Genomic DNA, 18,648 nt, shown 5'->3' on the forward strand with positions numbered 1-18,648 from the left:
AGAAATCAGAAAAGAAATACTCATAAAAAATTAAGTTGAGATATTGTGGGAAGCATGTTAGAATCTTCTAGGCATAAAAATTAAGTAGATAATAAATTATGAAAGGATTTTTTGACATGTTAACAATAATCGAAGTATTAAAAGCGATTTTATTTGGTGTTGTGGAAGGTATTACAGAGTGGCTTCCAATCAGTAGTACCGGCCATATGATCTTGCTTGATGAATTTGTAAAATTAAATGTAAGCAAAGAATTTCTGGATTTGTTTCTGGTAGTGATCCAGTTGGGCGCAATTCTTGCGGTAGTAGTTATTTACTGGAATAAGCTGATTCCGCTGTCTACAAAGCATGGCTTACATATCAGCCGCAGAAAATGCAAGATGTGGGTAAAAATCATCGTTGCATCCATTCCTGCAGGTGTGGTTGGAATCCTCTGGGATGACGTATTTACAAAATATTTTTACAATTACCAGACCGTTGCAATCATGCTGATCCTGGTAGGTATTGTATTTATTGTAATAGAGCGTGCGAATAAGAATAAAATAGCAAGAGTAGATTCTATTGATGATATTTCTTATGGTCAGGCATTTTTGATCGGTGTATTCCAGATGATCGCCGCAATTTTTCCGGGAACATCCCGTTCCGGTTCCACTATCGTTGGTTCTCTGATGCTTGGTATTTCCAGAACTGCGGCAGCAGAATTTACGTTCTTTCTTGCAGTGCCGGCAATGTTTGGCGGAAGCGCGATCAAAATTTTGAAATACAGCGGTGGATTTAATTCCTCAGAAGTTGCATTACTTGCAATTGGTATGATCGTAGCATTTGTACTTTCCATTATCGCAATCAAGTTCCTGATGTCCTATATCAAGAAACACGACTTCAAAGTATTTGGATGGTACCGAATCGTACTTGGTATTGCAGTAATCGGATATTTCCTTGCAACAAGATAAGTAACGTACAATAAGGCAGAGTCAGATTTTTCTCAAGGAGCGATTGTCAGCGACCGAGACAAATCTGACTCTGCCTTTTCATAACCTATAAAATATCCACAAAACAATTTAGTTCTTTTTTTTACAAGTTTTAAAAACTTTTTTGTACAAATATCGGATGAAATCTCTCAAATTTAATGATACAATACTTATAGTTAGTCAGTCTGGAATAAAACGACTGACCAAATTCATGAGGAGGAAAAATAAGATGGGAGATCAGAAACTGACAGGTCGTGTAACAATCCCGACAGATATCGATGTCGTTCCGGAAACACTGGAATTGATGAAACGCTGGGGTGCAGATGCCATTCGTGACTGCGATGGAACCGATTACCCGGAAGGATTAAAAGATGTAGATGCGAAAGTGTATTCTACTTATTATACAACGCGAAAGGATAACGAGTGGGCAAAAGCCAACCCGGATGAGATTCAGCAGTGTTATATTATGACAAAATTTTATACTGCCGAATCTGACAAATTATCCATTCATTTGATGACCGGTATTTATCCGGAAATGCTGAAAGTAAACAGCCGCGATGACATTCGCCGCTGGTGGGAAGTCATCGACCGTACCACAGGGGAAGTAGTAAGTTGTGACAACTGGTCTTATTCCGAAGAGACCGGAGATGTGACCATTGATCCGGCTACACCATTCCATGATTATACAGTAAGTTTTCTGGCTTACATTATGTGGGATCCGGTGCACATGTACAATGCCGTTGTCAACGACTGGAAAGACGTAGAGCATCAGATCACATTTGATGTGCGTCAGCCAAAGACACATAAATTCAGTATGGAGCGTCTGCGGAAGTTCTGCAAGGCAAATCCACATGTCAATGTTATCCGTTATACGACATTTTTCCATCAGTTTACGCTTGTGTTTGACGAACTTGCAAGGGAAAAATATGTTGACTGGTACGGATATTCAGCCAGTGTAAGTCCATACATTCTGGAACAGTTTGAAAAAGAAGTTGGCTACAAATTCCGTCCGGAATATATTATTGATCAGGGATATTTTAACAATCAGTATCGTATCCCGTCCAAAGAGTTCAAAGATTTCCAGGCTTTCCAGCGCCGTGAAGTTGCAAAACTTGCAAAAGAGATGGTAGATATTACCCACGAGGAAGGCAAAGAAGCGATGATGTTCCTCGGCGATCACTGGATCGGAACAGAGCCGTTTATGGACGAGTTCAAAACAATCGGTCTGGATGCGCTGGTAGGAAGTGTCGGAAATGGTTCTACCCTGCGTCTGATCAGTGATGTGGAAGGTGTAAAATACAGAGAAGGAAGATTTTTACCATATTTCTTCCCGGATACCTTCCATGAAGGTGGAGATCCGGTAAAAGAAGCAAAAGAAAACTGGGTAACAGCCAGAAGAGCAATTCTTCGTAAACCGATCGATCGTATCGGATACGGCGGATATTTAAAACTTGCCTGTGAATTCCCGGATTTCGTTGATTATATTGAGAGCGTTTGTGATGAGTTCCGTTTATTGTATGAGAATGCAAAAGGAACCACACCATATTGTGTAAAAACCGTTGCGGTTTTAAACAGCTGGGGCAAGATGCGTTCCTGGGGCTGCCATATGGTACACCATGCACTGTATCAGAAACAGAATTACAGTTATGCAGGTGTTATTGAAGCACTGAGCGGCGCTCCATATGATGTGAAATTCATCAACTTTGACGATATCCGTGCAAATGCAGATATTTTAAATGATATTGATGTTATCATTAATGTAGGTGATGGCGATACCGCACATACCGGTGGTTACGAGTGGGAAGATCCGCAGATCGTGGAAGCAATCCAGAGATTTGTATACAATGGTGGTGGATTTATCGGCGTCGGTGAGCCGACCGGACATCAGCATCAGGGCAGATACATTCAGCTTGGCAATGTGATCGGTGTGGAGAAAGAGACCGGATTTACCTTAAATTATGACAAATATAATTGGGATAATCATCCGGAGCATTTTATCCTTGAAGATTGTACAAAAGATGTGGACTTTGGAGAAGGCAAAAAGAGCATGTTTGCTCGCGAGGATACAGAAATCCTGGTACAGCGTGACAAGGAAGTCCAGATGGCTGTGCATGAATTTGGAAAAGGTCGCTCCGTTTATATCAGCGGTCTGCCATATTCCTTCGAAAATGCACGAATCCTTCATCGAAGCGTAATGTACAGCTGCCATGATGAAGCAAACTTAAGAAAATGGTATTCTGAGAATTTCAATGTAGATGTACATGCATATGTAGCAAATGGCAAATATTGTGTCGTTAATAATACTTATGTACCACAGGATACAGTAGTTTACCGCGGAGATGGAAGCAGCTTTGAACTGCATCTTGATGCAAACGAAATTAAGTGGTATGAGATATAAAATTTCAGTAAAAAACTACAATTTAGTTTGGAGTATTTGAAATTAACAAAAAAGTGTAATTACAATTTAGTTTGGAATAAGAGATGTTCTGTTCCTAAAATAAAACTCTGAATAGCAAAAAAGATGTCTGTATAAAAGCAGGCATCTTTTTTGCTATAATGATGAATTAGTAAAAACTACCAAAAATTTGACATTGTAGTTTGTAAATATTTTTGATTGCAAAATAAATATAGTTGTGTTATTTTAGAACTACGCGGTTACAAGTCTATGTAACGGCACAAATTTTCTTATATTTAGCCAGGTGACAGGTTTCTGAATTTCGGAAGCTCATGATTTCGAGCATTTTCCAGAGGAAGAACGAACAGACAGAGAGATTTTAATAATTATGACAGTATGTAATCGTAGGAAGGGGATGGATTGAAAAAAGAAAACGCTATATTTTGCGAAAAAATTATACTATAATAAAAGGAGAAAATATGTCAAATATTAAAATGCCAAAGCCAAACGAGGCACTCAGGGAGTTTTTTCAGAATGATGAAGTGTTTGCGTCGTTATTCAATGGGTATCTTTTTCAGGGAGAAAATGTTATTTCTTCCACTGCGTTAGAACCTGCAGATACAGCATATGCGGTTACGGTTCAAAATACAGATGGAAAGAAGCAGAAAATTAATAAATATCGTGATATTGTCAGGAAGACAGAAATAGGGACACTGGTGATACTTGGGATAGAAGATCAGAATAAGGTGCATTACGCAATGCCGATCCGCAAAATGTTATATGATGTGTTAGGGTATTCCACAGAAATAACAGAAAAGGCGAAACAACAGGATCCGGCAGAATGGACCATAGAGGAACGGCTGTCAAATGTGGGAAAAGGAACAACTGTAACACCAATTATTACGGTTGTGTTTTACACGGGGGAAACGCCATGGGATGGTCCGACATCACTTTATGATATGATGGATCTGGATGCAGATGATAGAATCTGTACCTGTGTACCGGATTATCCCTTGTATGTGATTGATATAGGGCATGATAAAAAATTGTCCTTTGCGGATCAGAATTTACAGGACTTGCAATATGCATTGACACAGATATATGCCGAGAAGGAACCGGATGACAGAAAAATCAAAAATAGTATTTTGTCATTAACGGGAATTCTTGCAGGTGATCAGAAACTATATGAGACAATGGTCAATAAGGAACAGGGAGGTTCAACGAAGATGTGTAGAGCGTTAGAAAAAAGAGATGAAGAAATACGAAGAAAAGTAACGGAAGAAAAAGAAGCGGAAATGTGTAAGGCATTAAAGAAAAGAGACGAAGAAATCCGTAAAAGAATAACGAAAGAAAAGGAAGCGGAGCTAGAGAAAAGAGGCGAAGAAATCCGTAAAAAAATAACGGAAGAGAAAGAAGCGGAAATGGCAACAGTATTAAAGAAAAGAGATGAGGAATTAGAGAAAAAAGAAGCAGAATTAGCGGAGAAAGACGCTCGCATTCGTGAATTAGAAAAACTTCTAGCAGAGAAATAGTAGCAAAAGAATATGGAGGAATATAAGAATGGGCGAAAAGAATCCGTTACACCACAGCTGTGTCGATTGTGGCGTAACAAATTGTAATAAAATGAACAAATATTATCCGGACTTCTGCCTGACAACCGGTATGGACGAAAAGCTGCTGGGCGAAGTGATCCGCTTATATGATGACGAAGAAAATAAAAAAGTAACACTTGCGGCAGCTGGCGTGGAGAGCGATTATTACTGTCAGATGTGCCGTGTGGAGGAGACCATTGAATTTGCAAAACGAATCGGTGCAAAGAAAATTGGGATTGCTACCTGTGTGGGACTGATTCGTGAAACGCGCACACTGACCAATATTTTGCGGAGTCATGGATTTGAAGTATACGGCGTGGCCTGTAAGGCGGGCACGGTGCGCAAAACAGAAGTTGGTATTCCGAAGACTTGTGAAAACACTGGTGTGAACATGTGCAATCCGATTTTGCAGGCAAAAATGCTGAATGCGGAGCACACAGATCTGAATATCGTGATGGGATTATGTGTGGGACACGACAGTATGTTTTACAAATATGCCGAAGGACTGACAACAACACTTGTTGTAAAAGACCGCGTGCTTGGTCACAATCCGGTTGCAGCGCTGTATGCGGCGGATGGATATTATCATAATAAATTATATCCGCAGGAACAATAAAATAAAAATGAGAAAGGGGGATGTAAAAAAACTCCCTTTTTTGTTATCAGGGGATTGGAACAGACCAGTGTAACATTTGCGAAAAAACAGGAAACATGATACGATGAGCGCAGACAATTTTTTTAGAACAGGAGCAAAAAACATGGCCTTACAGCTGATTTACGGAAATTCCGGCAGTGGAAAATCAACCTATATTTATGAAAAAGTCATTCAGATGGCGCAGGCAGACCGCAGGCGCAATTTTTATGTCATTGTTCCGGAGCAGTTTACGATGCAGACACAGCGGGAACTGGCAGGCCGGTCACAAAATCATGTGATCGTAAATATTGACGTAGTCAGTTTTGAACGTCTGGCGTACCGTATTTTTGATGAACTTGGTATTCAGAATACGGTCATGGAAGAGACCGGAAAAAGTCTGGTGCTGCGTAAAATTGCGGAAGAAAAAGGCAAAGATCTGACCGTTTTGCGTGGAAATATCCGGAAGATGGGATATATCAATGAACTGAAATCCATGATTTCTGAGCTAATGCAGTATGATATTTCCGTAGAAGAGCTGGAAGCGTTTTTACAACAGTTAAAACCGGAATCGAATCTGTATTATAAATTATCGGATGTGCATACCATGTATGCTGCTTTTGAGGAGTATTTGCAGGGGCAGTATGTGACAGCGGAGCGTGTGCTGGATGTGCTGGCAGAGGCTGTGGATGATTCAAGATTACTGAGAGATGCGGTGTTCGTATTTGACGGGTTTACCGGATTTACTCCGGTACAGATGAAGTTACTGCACCGCTGCATGCATGTGGTGAAAGATATGTATGTGACGGTGACGATGGATGTGCGGGAAGATCCGCTGGAGGATCGAGGCATTCAGGACCTGTTTTATATGAGTCGGAAGATGACAGCAGCATTGTTGCGGGCGGCGCAGGAAGAACATTTCCCTGTGGAGGAAGCAGTGTTTCTGGCACCGGGAGCGCAGAGCCGTCTGGCAAATGCATCTGCTTTGCAGCATTTGGAGCAGAATCTGTTTCGGGTGAGAACGCTACAGTATAAGGGAGAATGCAGGGAAGAACTGCAGGTGCATTCGTTGGCAACACCCCGGGAAGAACTGGAATTTGCGGCATGGAAGATTTCTGAACTGATGCGAAAATGTGACTATCGTTACAGTGAATGTGCCATTGTGTGCGGTGATGTGGAATGCTATGAAAAATATGCGCAGTCTGTGTTTTCGCGGTATGATATGCCATATTTTGTGGATATGAAAACTTCGATTTTGTATCATCCATGCATTGAACTGATTCGCGCGATACTGGAAATTGTGGAAAAAGATTTTTCCTATGAAAGTGTTTTTCGCTTTTTGCGGACCGGTCTGTCCGGATTTGCGGAGGCAGACATTGATTTTCTGGAAAACTATGTGCTGGCCCGTGGAATCCGTGGTGCTTCCAAATGGAAGAAAAAGTTCCTGAAACCAATGCGTCATACGGGACGAATCCGGATGGAAGAAACGGTATTGCAGGAAGAACTGTCCCGGGCCAATCAGCTGCGGGAGCAATTCTGGAAAATGATGGAGCCATTTTATCAGGTGGCATCCCAAAAAGATATTACGGTATCAGAGCTGACAAAGGCTCTGTACGAACTGCTCTGCGCATTACATCTGGAAGAACAGATGAGAGAGCAGCAGGAAGCATTTGAGGAAACCGGGGAGGAACTGCTGGCTTCTCAGTATCGCCAGATTTACAAGATTGTTATTGATCTGCTGGACAAACTGGTGGATCTGCTGGGTGAGGAAAAGTTGTCGGTCCGGGATTATGCAGACGTGCTGGAGGAAGGTTTTGCATCGGCAAAGGTTGGCGCGATTCCGCCGGGAGCGGACTGTGTGATTCTGGGCGATATTGAACGTACCCGTCTGGAAGGTATAAAAGTGCTGTTTTTCCTTGGGGTAAACGATGGTATGATTCCAAAAAGTACGGCAAATGGAGGTATTTTGTCCCAGTATGACAGGGAACTGATCGAGGAGCAGAAATTGCAGTTGTCACCAACAGCCAGAGAGCAGTCTTTCTTGCAGCGCTTCTATCTGTATCTGAATATGACGAAGCCGTCGGAGGCGCTGTACCTGACGTATGCGCGGATGGATACGCAGCAAAAAGCGTCACGACCGTCTTATCTGATCGGAACACTGCAGAAATTGTTCCCGGAGCTTTCTGTGCAGGAAATTGAGGCGGGGAAAGCCTTTATACCACTGACACCAAAGAGCAGTCTTGATGCTTATCTGACCGGACTGGCAGCGGCAAGGGAAGGTGAGATAACGGATGATTGGAAGGCACTGCACCGGTACCTTGACGGCTCAATGGTCTGGGGACCGGTGGTAAAGGAATTATTTGAGGCAGCATTTTCTCAGTTTACCGGGGAAGAGCTGGCAGTTGAGACCGCACGACAGCTGTATGGAACGGTATTGACAAATTCTGTTACACGTCTGGAATTATTTGCCCGTTGTGCTTATGCACATTTTCTGGAATATGGTCTGAAATTATCCGAGCGGGAGACTTACAGCTTTGCGGCGCTGGATATGGGAAGCATGTTCCATGAGATTTTGCAGCGGTATTGCGAAAGTCTGGAGAAATCTTATGACTGGTATTCCATCACGGAGCCGCAGCAGGAGGATCTGCTGAAGGCTGCCATGCAGGATGCGGTACTTTCCATGCCGAATGAGTCGTTGCTGGAGTCTGCCAGAAGTGCCTATGTGCTGGAGCGGATCTATCGGATCATGAAGCGCAGCATCTGGGCACTGACCGAACAGATTCGGCACGGAACCTTCAAACCGTCGGGGTACGAAGTGGATTTTGTGCAGGTAAATGAGTTAAATGTGGAAAATATGATACTGGATGAGGAACACAAAATGCGTCTTGTGGGAAAAATTGACCGTATGGATACTCGTGAGACGGAGGATGCTGTTTATGTACGCATCATTGATTATAAATCCGGAAAAACAACGTTTCAGCTGTTGAATCTGTATTATGGACAGCAGCTGCAGCTTGTGGTGTATCTGAACGCAGCCATGGAGCAGTTAAAGAGGACACATCCGGGAAAAGAAATCGTTCCGGCTGGTATTTTTTACTATCGGATGGATGATCCGATGGTGGATGCGGACGGCGAGGACGAAGAAAAAATTATGGAAAACATCTTGAGCGAACTGCGTCTGAATGGTCTGGTCAGCCTGGAGCAGGAAGCTTATGAGCAGATGGATGTGGGCTTACAGGGAAAATCAGAAGTGATTCCGCTGACATTGAAAAAAGACGGAACTGTCAGTAAGCGAGGAACTTCGGGAGCCACCAGAATCGATTTCCATGCGCTGACGTCCTTCGTGAACCGGAAAATCTGTGCGGCGGCAGAGCAGATCCTGGAGGGAGAGATCAATATCCGTCCGTATCAGATGGAGACGAGAACCGGATGCGACTATTGTCCGTATCACAGTGTGTGCGGTTTTGATCCGAAGATTGAGGGGTATCGTTACCAAAAAAACAAAAAATTGCAGGAAGAGGAAATCTGGAGTGATATTTATCGGGAAGGAGGTCAGTCGGATGAGCGTTAAGTGGACAAAAGAACAGGAAAAAGTCATCAATCTGAGAAATCGGAGTCTGCTTGTCTCTGCGGCTGCCGGTTCTGGAAAAACGGCGGTGCTGGTTCAGCGTATTATTTCCATGGTGACCGATGAGACGGATCCGATGGATATCGACCGGCTGTTGGTTGTGACGTTTACGAATGCGGCAGCGGCGGAAATGCGGGAGCGTGTTGGCGCAGCCATTGAGGCGGCGCTGGAGAAGGATCCTTACAATCAGCATTTGCAGCGTCAGCTGACTCTGGTGCACAACGCACAGATTACTACTATTGACAGTTTCTGCATCCGGATTTTGCGGGATCATTTTCACAAAATCGATCTGGAACCGGGATTTCGTATCGCAGATGAGGGCGAGTTAAAACTGCTGCGGGAAGATGTCTGCGAGGCGGTTCTGGAAGAGTTTTACGAAAAAGCAGATCCGGAGTTTCTACGGTTTGCAGATAGTTATTCCAGAGCGAAAGATGATCTGCAGATCAAGGAAATGGTGCTGAAATTATATGATTATGCCGAGAGCTATCCCTGGCCGGAGGAATGGCTGGCATCCTGTGTGCAGCAGTATGAGGCTGCGGATGAGAACGAACTGGAGCAAAAACCGTGGGTGCAGGATTTTCTGGCTTACATGAAAGTGCGGATCGGGGATCTGATCCGTGCACATGAAGAACTGCTGGAACTGACCCAGGAAGCAGATGGGCCGTATATGTATGAGGCGTCCATTCAGGATGATCTGCGCCAGCTGCGCGGATTGGCAGAGTTTACACATTATTCCCAGTGGCAGGAAGTTCTGTCCGGGATTAAATTTAAAAATATCGGAAGTGCCAGAAAATACGAGGGCAGTGAGCAGAAGAAAGAGGCTGTCATGTCCGGGCGTGACCGGATGAAGAAACAGGTGGACAAATGGAAAAAAACAATCTTTGCCACACCGTTAGAAATACAGTTGGAGAGACTGAATCAGACTTCTGGGATGGTGCGGATGCTGGTGACGGTGACGCAGGCCTTTGCAAAACGTTTTTATCAGGAAAAACAGCTGAAAAATATGATGGATTTTTCCGACGTGGAGCACAATGCGCTGCGGGTGCTGGTGGACCCTGAGACAAAAGAACTGACGGAGACGGCACTGGAGTATCAGCAGCAGTTCAAAGAAGTTATGATCGATGAGTATCAGGACAGCAACTATGTGCAGGAAACGCTTCTGACAGCTGTTTCCGGCGTGAAATGTGGACGTGAAAATTTGTTTATGGTTGGTGATGTGAAACAGAGTATTTATCGTTTCCGACTGGCCAGACCGGAACTCTTTATGGAAAAATATGAGCGTTTTTCCACGGAGGAGAGCAGCCGGCAGCGCATTGATCTGCATCGAAATTTCCGAAGCCGAAGGGAAGTGGTGGATGCGGTCAATGATATTTTCTATCCATTGATGGCGACAGATCTCGGAAACGTTGGTTATGATGCGGAAGCTGCTTTGTACGCCGGTGCGGAGTATCCAGAATATGAAGATGTGGCATGTTGTAAACCGGAACTTTTACTGGTTCCGGCGGATGGCGGAAGCACAGATCGAAGAGAGCAGGAAGCGTTTGCGGTGGCAGGTCGGATCCGACAGATGGTCGATCAGCAGAAGCTGCCGGGGCTTACTTATAAAGATATTGTGATTTTACTGCGATCCATGTCCGGTTGGGCGGAGACTTATCAGAAAGTGTTTGAACAGGAAGGAATTCCACTGATCGTATCATCCAAAACGGGATATTTTTCAGCGACAGAAGTGCAAACGGTGTTATCATTGCTTCGTGTGCTGGATAATCCATGTCAGGATATCCCACTGGCAGCAGTGATGAAATCCTATTTTGGTAAATTTACTTCCGATGAATTGGCTCAAATCCGGGCAGAATATCCGAACCTGCCATTTTATCAATGTGTGGAGCAGACGCAGCATCTGGCAGAAAAAATCTGTGCATTTCAGGAAATGCTTCAGAAGTTTCGCAGACGCATTCCATATACACCGATCCATAGATTACTGCAGGAAATTTTGGACGAGAGCGGCTACCGCAACTATGTGACAGCGCTTCCGGCCGGAGAGCAGCGTCGGGCCAACCTTGATATGCTGATGGAAAAAGCAGTTGCCTATGAGCAGACGAGTTATCACGGTCTGTTTCACTTTATCCGTTACATTGACCGTCTGATGAAATATGATATTGATTATGGTGAGGCGGAAATTATCAGTGAGCAGGAAAATGCGGTCCGCCTGATGAGTATTCACAAAAGTAAAGGTCTGGAGTTCCCTGTGGTATTTGTCTGCGGAATGGGGAAAAAATTTAATGAACAGGATCTGAACAGCAGCATAATCTTTCACCCGGAATTTGGTATCGGTCTAAAATGGTATGACTGTGAGAAGCGAACTAAGGCGAATACACTGATTCATCAGATTTTTGCCATGGAAGCCAAACGGGAAAATCTGGGGGAGGAACTGCGTGTGCTTTATGTGGCACTGACTCGAGCAAAGGAAAAACTGATCCTTGCGGGAAGCTGCAAACTTCCGGAAAAGGGACAGTTTCCTGGATACGGCAGGGAGGAAAAAGTGCCGTTTTCGACCCGGTATGATGCGAGATGTTACTGGGACTGGGTACTGCCGGTGCTTGGCATGGAAAATGGGGCCTATGACTATACAATCTGGGATGAGGAACAGATGCTTTCTGAACAACAGCGGCAGCTGCATGATGCGGCAGAGCAGCACAGGAATTTGTTGGAAGCACTGCAGGATGTGTCAAAAGAGGAGATGCAGAAGCTGGAAAATCGGTTTGAATGGAAATATGCCTGGCTGGAGGAAGGAAAACATAAACAGAAAGTATCAGTATCCGAACTTAAGCACCGGGCGATAGAAGAACGCAGTGAGTCAGAGAATCAGACACTGAATACAGCGGAACCGTTATTCCCGCAGGAAATTGTTTCCCCATATCTGCCACGGTTTGTGCAGGAAGCCAAGGAAAATGCGGGTGCACTGTATGGAACGATGGTACACCGTTTCCTGGAATGTCTGGATTTTGCAGAACTTCCGGATTTTATGGAAGAGAAACGGGGTTTGTATTTTGTAAAACAGCAGATCGATGCATTTTGTGCACTTGGACGTATGCAGGAAGCCGACGCGAAGCGCTTAAACTGGAAGAAACTGCTTGAATTTTTGCAGAGCGATACCGCAAAACGGATGCGAGATGCAGCAATGAAGGGCACGTTAGAGAGGGAAAAACCATTTGTAATGTTTGTTCCGGCAAATCTGGTCTGGGAGGAGAGTCACCCGGAAGAAGAAGTGCTGATTCAGGGTATCATAGATGTGTTCTGGGAAGAAGCGGACGGTATTGTACTGTTGGATTATAAAACAGACCGAGTGGATCATGCGCAGGAACTGGTGCGCCGATATAAAAAACAGTTAGAGCTTTATGCGGATGCATTGAGCCGATTTGGAGATGGAAAGCCAGTAAAAGAGATTTTGATCTATTCCTTTGCGTTGGCAGAGACGATACAGCTTTCATAAAAAATATGTGCAGTTATTGAATTGGAGAATATGTAGATGAAGATTGTTTTAGCATCAGCCTCCCCGAGACGGCGCGAACTGCTGTCACAGATGGGATTGGAATTTGAAGTATGCCCGTCACAGGGAGAAGAAAAGATTACAGAAGTGCTGCCGGAGCGTGCCGTAATGGAACTGGCGCAGCAGAAAGCAGCGGAGATCGCAGGAAAAACGGAAGGAAATGTGTGTATTCTGGGGGCAGACACCGTGGTTGTTTATGACCAGAAGATTCTCGGAAAGCCAAAAGATGCAGAAGATGCAAAAAGGATGCTCCGCATGCTGCAGGGCAATAAACATCAGGTGTATACCGGGGTCTGCATCTGGAAAAGAGAAAACCGAACAGAAGACGTGCACTGTTTTTTTGAAAAAACAGATGTGGTCTTTTATCCAATGACAGAAGAAGAGATCAATCAGTACGTGTCCACCGGAGAGCCGATGGACAAGGCCGGTTCTTACGGAATTCAGGGCAGGGGAGGTCTGTATGTCCGTGAAATCCACGGTGATTATAACAATGTGGTTGGTTTACCAATTGCACGGTTATATCATGAACTAAAAAACTAGAAGGACTATTTCCGGTTGCGAGAAAGATACAACAATGGTATATTAAAAATAACGGTGTTTTGTCCTGCTAGGATGACAAAGCATCATTTCACATGAAAAAACGAAAATTTTGAAATGGAGAACAGTACCATGGGCGAATACGATAAAGTATGTATTGAAACATTTTTAAAAGACCAGTTAAAACTTTTTCCGGAGAAAGTTGCAGAGACACCGGAAGAAGCAGAAGATTTTCTGGATATGTGCATGGCAGCAGTATGCAAAAATCTCAAAGAAGTACGGGAGTACTTTGACGAGACCGGAGCAGATATTTCCGGCATGAGTAAAGAAGAACTGGAGCAGGCAGACGAAGTGTTTAAACTTCCGGATGGACGTTATCTGGTAGTAGATGCCTAAAAAATGAGGTATGATTATAAGATTCCATTAATAGGAGAATAGTTGATTGAAAAGTAGAAATATGAGAAAAAAAGCAGGTGCACTTGCAGTTGTGCTGGTGTGCAGTACATTTCTTGGTGCTTGCAGCAGTCCACTGGCGGCAATCATTTCCAAGCCGGTATTTAAGGTTGGCAGTGAAAGCTGCAGTCAGGAAGATGCGAAAGCAATTCTGATGAATTATCAGAAAGAGTACAGTAATCTGTACGGCATCGACATGTGGGAGCATGATTACGGACAGGAGCAGAGTCTGGAAGAATATATCAAAAATCTGACGCTTGCTCAGATGGCGCAGGTGTATACGCTGGATGTGATCGCTTCCGAAAAAGAAGTGACATTATCTGAGGATGAACAGAAAAAAGTTTCAGAAGCAGCCAAAACATATCGGGATGGTCTGGATGACACGGAGCGTGAGTACATTGGACTCAGCGAAAAACAGACGGAAAAACTGTTTGAACGTTATGTGCTGGCAGAAAAACTGTATGAGACTTTGAAAACAGAAGTAAATCAGGAAGTCAGTGATGACGAAGCCCGGGTGATGAAGTTAAAACAGATCTATACGACAGATCAGACAAAAGCGCAGACATATCTGGCGCAGCTTCAGGGCGGAACTGATTTTGAGACACTGGCGCAGACCGCCAATGAAGCAGATAGTGTGGACATCAATGTGAACCGCACCACATTTTCTGATGATGTGTCGGAAAAATTATTTGCGCTGACAGATGGCGGCATCACAGATGTGATAGAAATTGACGGTGGCTATTATATTTTTTACTGCAGCAGTGCTTTTGATGCGGAACTGACAGACGCGCACAAAAAAGATGTGCTGGAAAAACGTATGTCTGATGCAGTGACAAATACTTATGCAGAATATATGAATCAGTTGAGCTCCAAGGAAAATCAGGATGTATGGTCAAGTGTGACGGTAGATACTTCGCTGAAGCTTGATAGTGCATCTTTCATGGAAGTATATCAGCAGTATTTTTCTGCAGAACAACAGTAGCAGGACAGGGAAGTTATAAGAATGAAACAATGGAAGAAACTTTTAGCTGTTGCATTGGTTGCAGGGACAGCCATGACCGGTTTTACAGTACCGGCCATGGCGGAACCGACAGCAACTGAAACTACGACAGACAACAGCGGCAGTACAGATACAGATGAGACAGAGACAAAAGTACTGAACGGGGTTTGTAAAGATCTGGTGACCAATACATGGCATTTATATGTAAATGGACAAATTGATAAAACGGCAAATACCGTAGCAAAAAATGAGAACGGCTGGTGGAAGATCACAAACGGTGATGTAGATTTTAAATATACCGGTGTGGCGAAAAATGAAAACGGCTGGTGGCGGATTGTCAATGGAAAAGTAGATTTTACAGCAAATACCGTAGCGAAAAACGAGAATGGCTGGTGGGAAATCGAAGATGGCAAGGTTAATTTTAATTACAACGGAATTGCTGAAAACGAAAACGGCTGGTGGAAGATCGAAGGTGGCAAAGTCAACTTTAACTGCAATGGAATCGTAAAAGTCGGAACAGAATGGCTGAAGATCGAAGGCGGAAAAGTCAATTATAATTACACCGGCGTAGCAAAAAATGAGAACGGCTGGTGGCTGGTGCGCAACGGAAAAGTAGATTTTACTGCAAATACTGTAGCGAAAAATGAAAACGGCTGGTGGCTGGTGCGTGACGGAAAAGTGGATTTCACCGCAAATACCGTAGCAAAAAACGAAAACGGTTGGTGGAAGATCGAAAACGGAAAGGTAAACTTTAATTACAATGGAATCGCCGAGAATGAAAACGGCTGGTGGAAGATTGAAGGCGGAAAAGTCAACTTTAACTGCAACGGAATCGTGAAAGTCGGAACAGAATGGCTGAAGATTGAAGGCGGAAAAGTCAACTATAATTACACTGGCGTGGCGAAAAATGAGAACGGCTGGTGGCTGGTGCGCAACGGAAAAGTGGATTTCACTGCAAATACCGTAGCAAAAAACGAAAATGGCTGGTGGAAGATTGAGGACGGAAAAGTCAGCTTCAATTTTAATGGTGCAGCTGAAAATGAAAACGGTATCTGGTATCTCAGAGGAGGAAAAGTTGATTTCTCCTATAATGGAACAACCGTGTGGAATGGTGTGAAGTGCAAAGTAGTTAATGGTCAGGTTCAGTACGTAAAACCGGATGACACCAGAAAAGATGACAATAAAAATGATTCCAAAAATGACAGCGACAGCAAAGATAACAGTGATGATCAGAAATCAGATTATCTGTGGCCGTTAAACGGATACACAACCTTAAGTTCAAAATTTGGATATCGCGTCTGCCCATATCATGGCTATGAATATCATGGTGGAATTGACATTCCTGCACCGGCGGGAACATCAATTAAGGCATGTGCAGCCGGAACAGTAATCAAAGCAGAATTAAGCAGCAGTTTCGGCAATAACATCGAAATTGATCACGGAAATGGCGTACATACGATGTATTTGCATTGTTCCGCACTGAATGTAAAAGTGGGACAGAAGGTGGCACAGGGTGACGTGATCGGATATGTTGGAATGACCGGAGATGCAACGGGAAATCATTTGGATCTTAGATTCAGAGTGAATGGAACCTATGTTGATCCGTTAACGATGGTGACACCGAAATAATAGAAAATTGAACGCAGAATAAGCATTCCCCCGCTTCAAGTGCGTAGAACACTAAGCGGTGGGTAGGGGGATGCTTATGTCAGGACAACTGAATTACGATAAAGCATGTAAATAGAAACCCTTTATTTTTCATCTAAGCAGGCGTTTTAGCCTGCGTGATGCAAAATAAAGGGCTTCATTAATACTACAATATAAAGTTGTTCTTAAAATTTATTTATCAGCCAGAATCATCATAACCTCATTGCTTCGGTTAATGAATGCTGTCATAGCCTCTGGCGAAAGCGGCTGGTTGGAAAGCATAGCCAGATCATAAAGCTGTTTACAGAACATTGGTACATGTTCGCTATTTTTGTGATCAAGAATGTACTGAACCAGTTTGTTGTTGACATTCAGAACCAATGTCTCATTGCCACCGAACATGGACGGATCCATGCCGTACATATTGTACATCTTCATCATATCCTGCATACGGCGTCCCTCTTCGGAGAGTGTGATCATGGATGAGATAGAAGCGTCTTTTAATTTCTCTACTTTTACATCCAGATTTTCTTTGCCAAGAGCGGTGCGGAATGTCTCTGTCAGAGTATCCAGTGCGGATTTCATATCTTCCTCAGATACTTCTTCTTTCAGTGCATCGGTTACATCAGCATCGATACGCATGAATTTGTAATTCTGATTCCGCTGCTCTAACTGAGTGATGAAGGAAGTATCAATGTTGTGATCAAGGATGACCGCGTTCATGTCAGATTCCTTGAACATACGAATGTACTGTCCCTGCTGGTTCTTATCTGTTACATAGTAGATGGTCTCACGGGTATCTTTCTGTTCCTCCGTATTATCAGCGTTATCATCGGTATTTTCATCTTTTGCTTCCGCTTCTTTTTCTTCTTTCTCTTTTAAAAGTTCCGGAAGCGTCATGTATTTGTCATTGATATCCTTGAAGAGGATGTAGTCGTTCATACGGTCACAGAATTTCTCATCTTTTAAACAGCCGAATTTGATGAACGGGCTGATGTCATCCCAGTATTTTTCATAGCTTTCTTTATCTGTCTTGCACATACCTGTGAGTTTATCAGCCACTTTCTTGGTAATGTACTCAGAAATTTTCTTGACAAATCCATCGTTCTGAAGTGCACTTCTGGATACATTCAGTGGCAGATCCGGGCAGTCAATGACACCTTTTAAGAGCATCAGGAATTCCGGAATGACTTCTTTGATGTTGTCTGCGATAAATACCTGGTTGTTATACAGCTTAATGGTGCCTTCAATGGAATCATACTCGGTATTGATCTTCGGGAAGTAGAGGATACCTTTTAAGTTGAACGGATAATCCATGTTCAGATGAATCCAGAATAATGGCTCTTTGTAATCATGGAATACATTGCGGTAAAATTCTTTGTAGTCCTCATCTGTGCACTCATTTGGATGTTTGGTCCAGAGTGGATGCGGATCGTTAATCGGAACCGGACGTTTTAAAATCTTTAATTTTTCCGTACGCGGAGATACTTCTACGATTTCTTTTTCGCCGTTCTCGTTTTCTTTTTCTTCTGTTTTGGCTTCTTCGATAATCGTCTCAATGACGGTATCTTTGTCTGTTTTCTCTTCCGGAAGAATGGTTTCATATTCCGGTTCTGCAGTTTCATTTACGAGATAAATCTCTGTCGGCATGAAAGAGCAGTATTTTGTCAGTACTTCTCTTGCACGGTATTCGTTGGCAAACTCCAGACAATCCTCATTTAAGAACAAAGTAATCTCAGTACCAACCGTTGTCTTATTACCGTCCTTCATATCAAATTCTGTACCGCCATCACATTCCCAGTGAACCGGTCTAGCACCATCCTGATAGGAAAGAGTATCGATATGAACTTCGTCAGCTACCATGAATGCAGAGTAGAAGCCAAGTCCGAAATGACCGATGATCTGATCGTCGTTGGATTTGTCTTTGTATTTCTCAAGGAAATCAGTTGCTCCGGAAAATGCGATCTGGTTAATATATTCTTCTACTTCATCGGCAGTCATACCAAGACCGTTATCGATAAATTTTAATGTTTTTTCTGTCGGGTTGACACGTACTTCTACTTTTGCCTCGTAATCATCCGGCAGTGTGTATTCGCCCATCATATCAAGTTTTTTCAGTTTTGTGATGGCATCACAGCCGTTGGATACAAGCTCACGATAGAAAATGTCGTGGTCAGAATAGAGCCATTTTTTGATGATCGGAAAAATGTTGTCACTGTTAATGGAAAGACTTCCGTGTTTGTTACTCATACA

General features: G+C 43.4%; 11 protein-coding genes. 10 read left to right on the top strand and 1 reads right to left on the bottom strand.

All coding sequences use genetic code 11. From position 1 onward, the window contains the following. Window positions 1–116 precede the first annotated feature (116 nt). The 10 genes from Q0I54_RS00180 (at window position 117) to Q0I54_RS00225 (ending at window position 16,377) form a co-directional block, all read left to right on the top strand. Entirely contained in the window at window positions 117–947 is an 831-nt protein-coding gene (locus tag Q0I54_RS00180) for an undecaprenyl-diphosphate phosphatase (protein WP_296115473.1), read from the top strand. 247 nt (window positions 948–1,194) lie between these two features. Continuing rightward, the gene (gene gnpA, locus Q0I54_RS00185; protein WP_296115474.1) at window positions 1,195–3,363 is read left to right on the top strand and encodes a 1,3-beta-galactosyl-N-acetylhexosamine phosphorylase; all 2,169 of its coding nucleotides are present in this window, start codon (window positions 1,195–1,197) and stop codon (window positions 3,361–3,363) included. Between the two features lie 476 nt (window positions 3,364–3,839). After that, the gene (locus Q0I54_RS00190; protein ID WP_296115475.1) at window positions 3,840–4,892 is read left to right on the top strand and encodes an Rpn family recombination-promoting nuclease/putative transposase; all 1,053 of its coding nucleotides are present in this window, start codon (window positions 3,840–3,842) and stop codon (window positions 4,890–4,892) included. Between the two features lie 28 nt (window positions 4,893–4,920). Continuing rightward, complete coding sequence (locus Q0I54_RS00195; protein WP_296115476.1) at window positions 4,921–5,568, top strand: DUF1847 domain-containing protein; 648 nt, start codon at window positions 4,921–4,923, stop codon at window positions 5,566–5,568. Between the two features lie 103 nt (window positions 5,569–5,671). Next, window positions 5,672–9,154: a helicase-exonuclease AddAB subunit AddB gene (addB, locus tag Q0I54_RS00200; RefSeq protein ID WP_296115478.1), complete on the top strand. Its 3,483-nt coding sequence runs from the start codon at window positions 5,672–5,674 to the stop codon at window positions 9,152–9,154. After that, a complete protein-coding gene (addA, locus tag Q0I54_RS00205; protein ID WP_296115480.1) occupies window positions 9,144–12,701 on the top strand; it encodes a helicase-exonuclease AddAB subunit AddA in 3,558 nt (1,185 codons plus the stop codon). Before addB ends, addA begins: the two co-directional genes overlap by 11 nt. A gap of 36 nt (window positions 12,702–12,737) precedes the next feature. After that, a complete protein-coding gene (locus tag Q0I54_RS00210; RefSeq protein ID WP_296115482.1) occupies window positions 12,738–13,298 on the top strand; it encodes a nucleoside triphosphate pyrophosphatase in 561 nt (186 codons plus the stop codon). Window positions 13,299–13,427: 129 nt separating this feature from the next. After that, window positions 13,428–13,691 carry a glyoxalase gene (locus Q0I54_RS00215; RefSeq protein ID WP_294782713.1) on the top strand — a complete coding sequence of 88 codons (264 nt, stop codon included), beginning with the start codon at window positions 13,428–13,430 and terminating at the stop codon, window positions 13,689–13,691. A 46-nt stretch (window positions 13,692–13,737) separates the two neighbouring features. Further along, entirely contained in the window at window positions 13,738–14,730 is a 993-nt protein-coding gene (locus tag Q0I54_RS00220) for a peptidyl-prolyl cis-trans isomerase (RefSeq protein ID WP_296115484.1), read from the top strand. 21 nt (window positions 14,731–14,751) lie between these two features. After that, window positions 14,752–16,377 carry a M23 family metallopeptidase gene (locus Q0I54_RS00225; protein WP_296115485.1) on the top strand — a complete coding sequence of 542 codons (1,626 nt, stop codon included), beginning with the start codon at window positions 14,752–14,754 and terminating at the stop codon, window positions 16,375–16,377. Window positions 16,378–16,587: 210 nt separating this feature from the next. On the opposite strand, the gene htpG is transcribed toward Q0I54_RS00225, so the two are convergent. Further along, entirely contained in the window at window positions 16,588–18,645 is a 2,058-nt protein-coding gene (gene htpG / locus Q0I54_RS00230) for a molecular chaperone HtpG (RefSeq protein ID WP_296115486.1), read from the bottom strand. Between the last annotated feature and the right edge of the window lie 3 nt (window positions 18,646–18,648).

Source organism: uncultured Eubacterium sp. (genome assembly GCF_934295145.1).
Classification (GTDB): domain Bacteria; phylum Bacillota; class Clostridia; order Lachnospirales; family Lachnospiraceae; genus Eubacterium_I.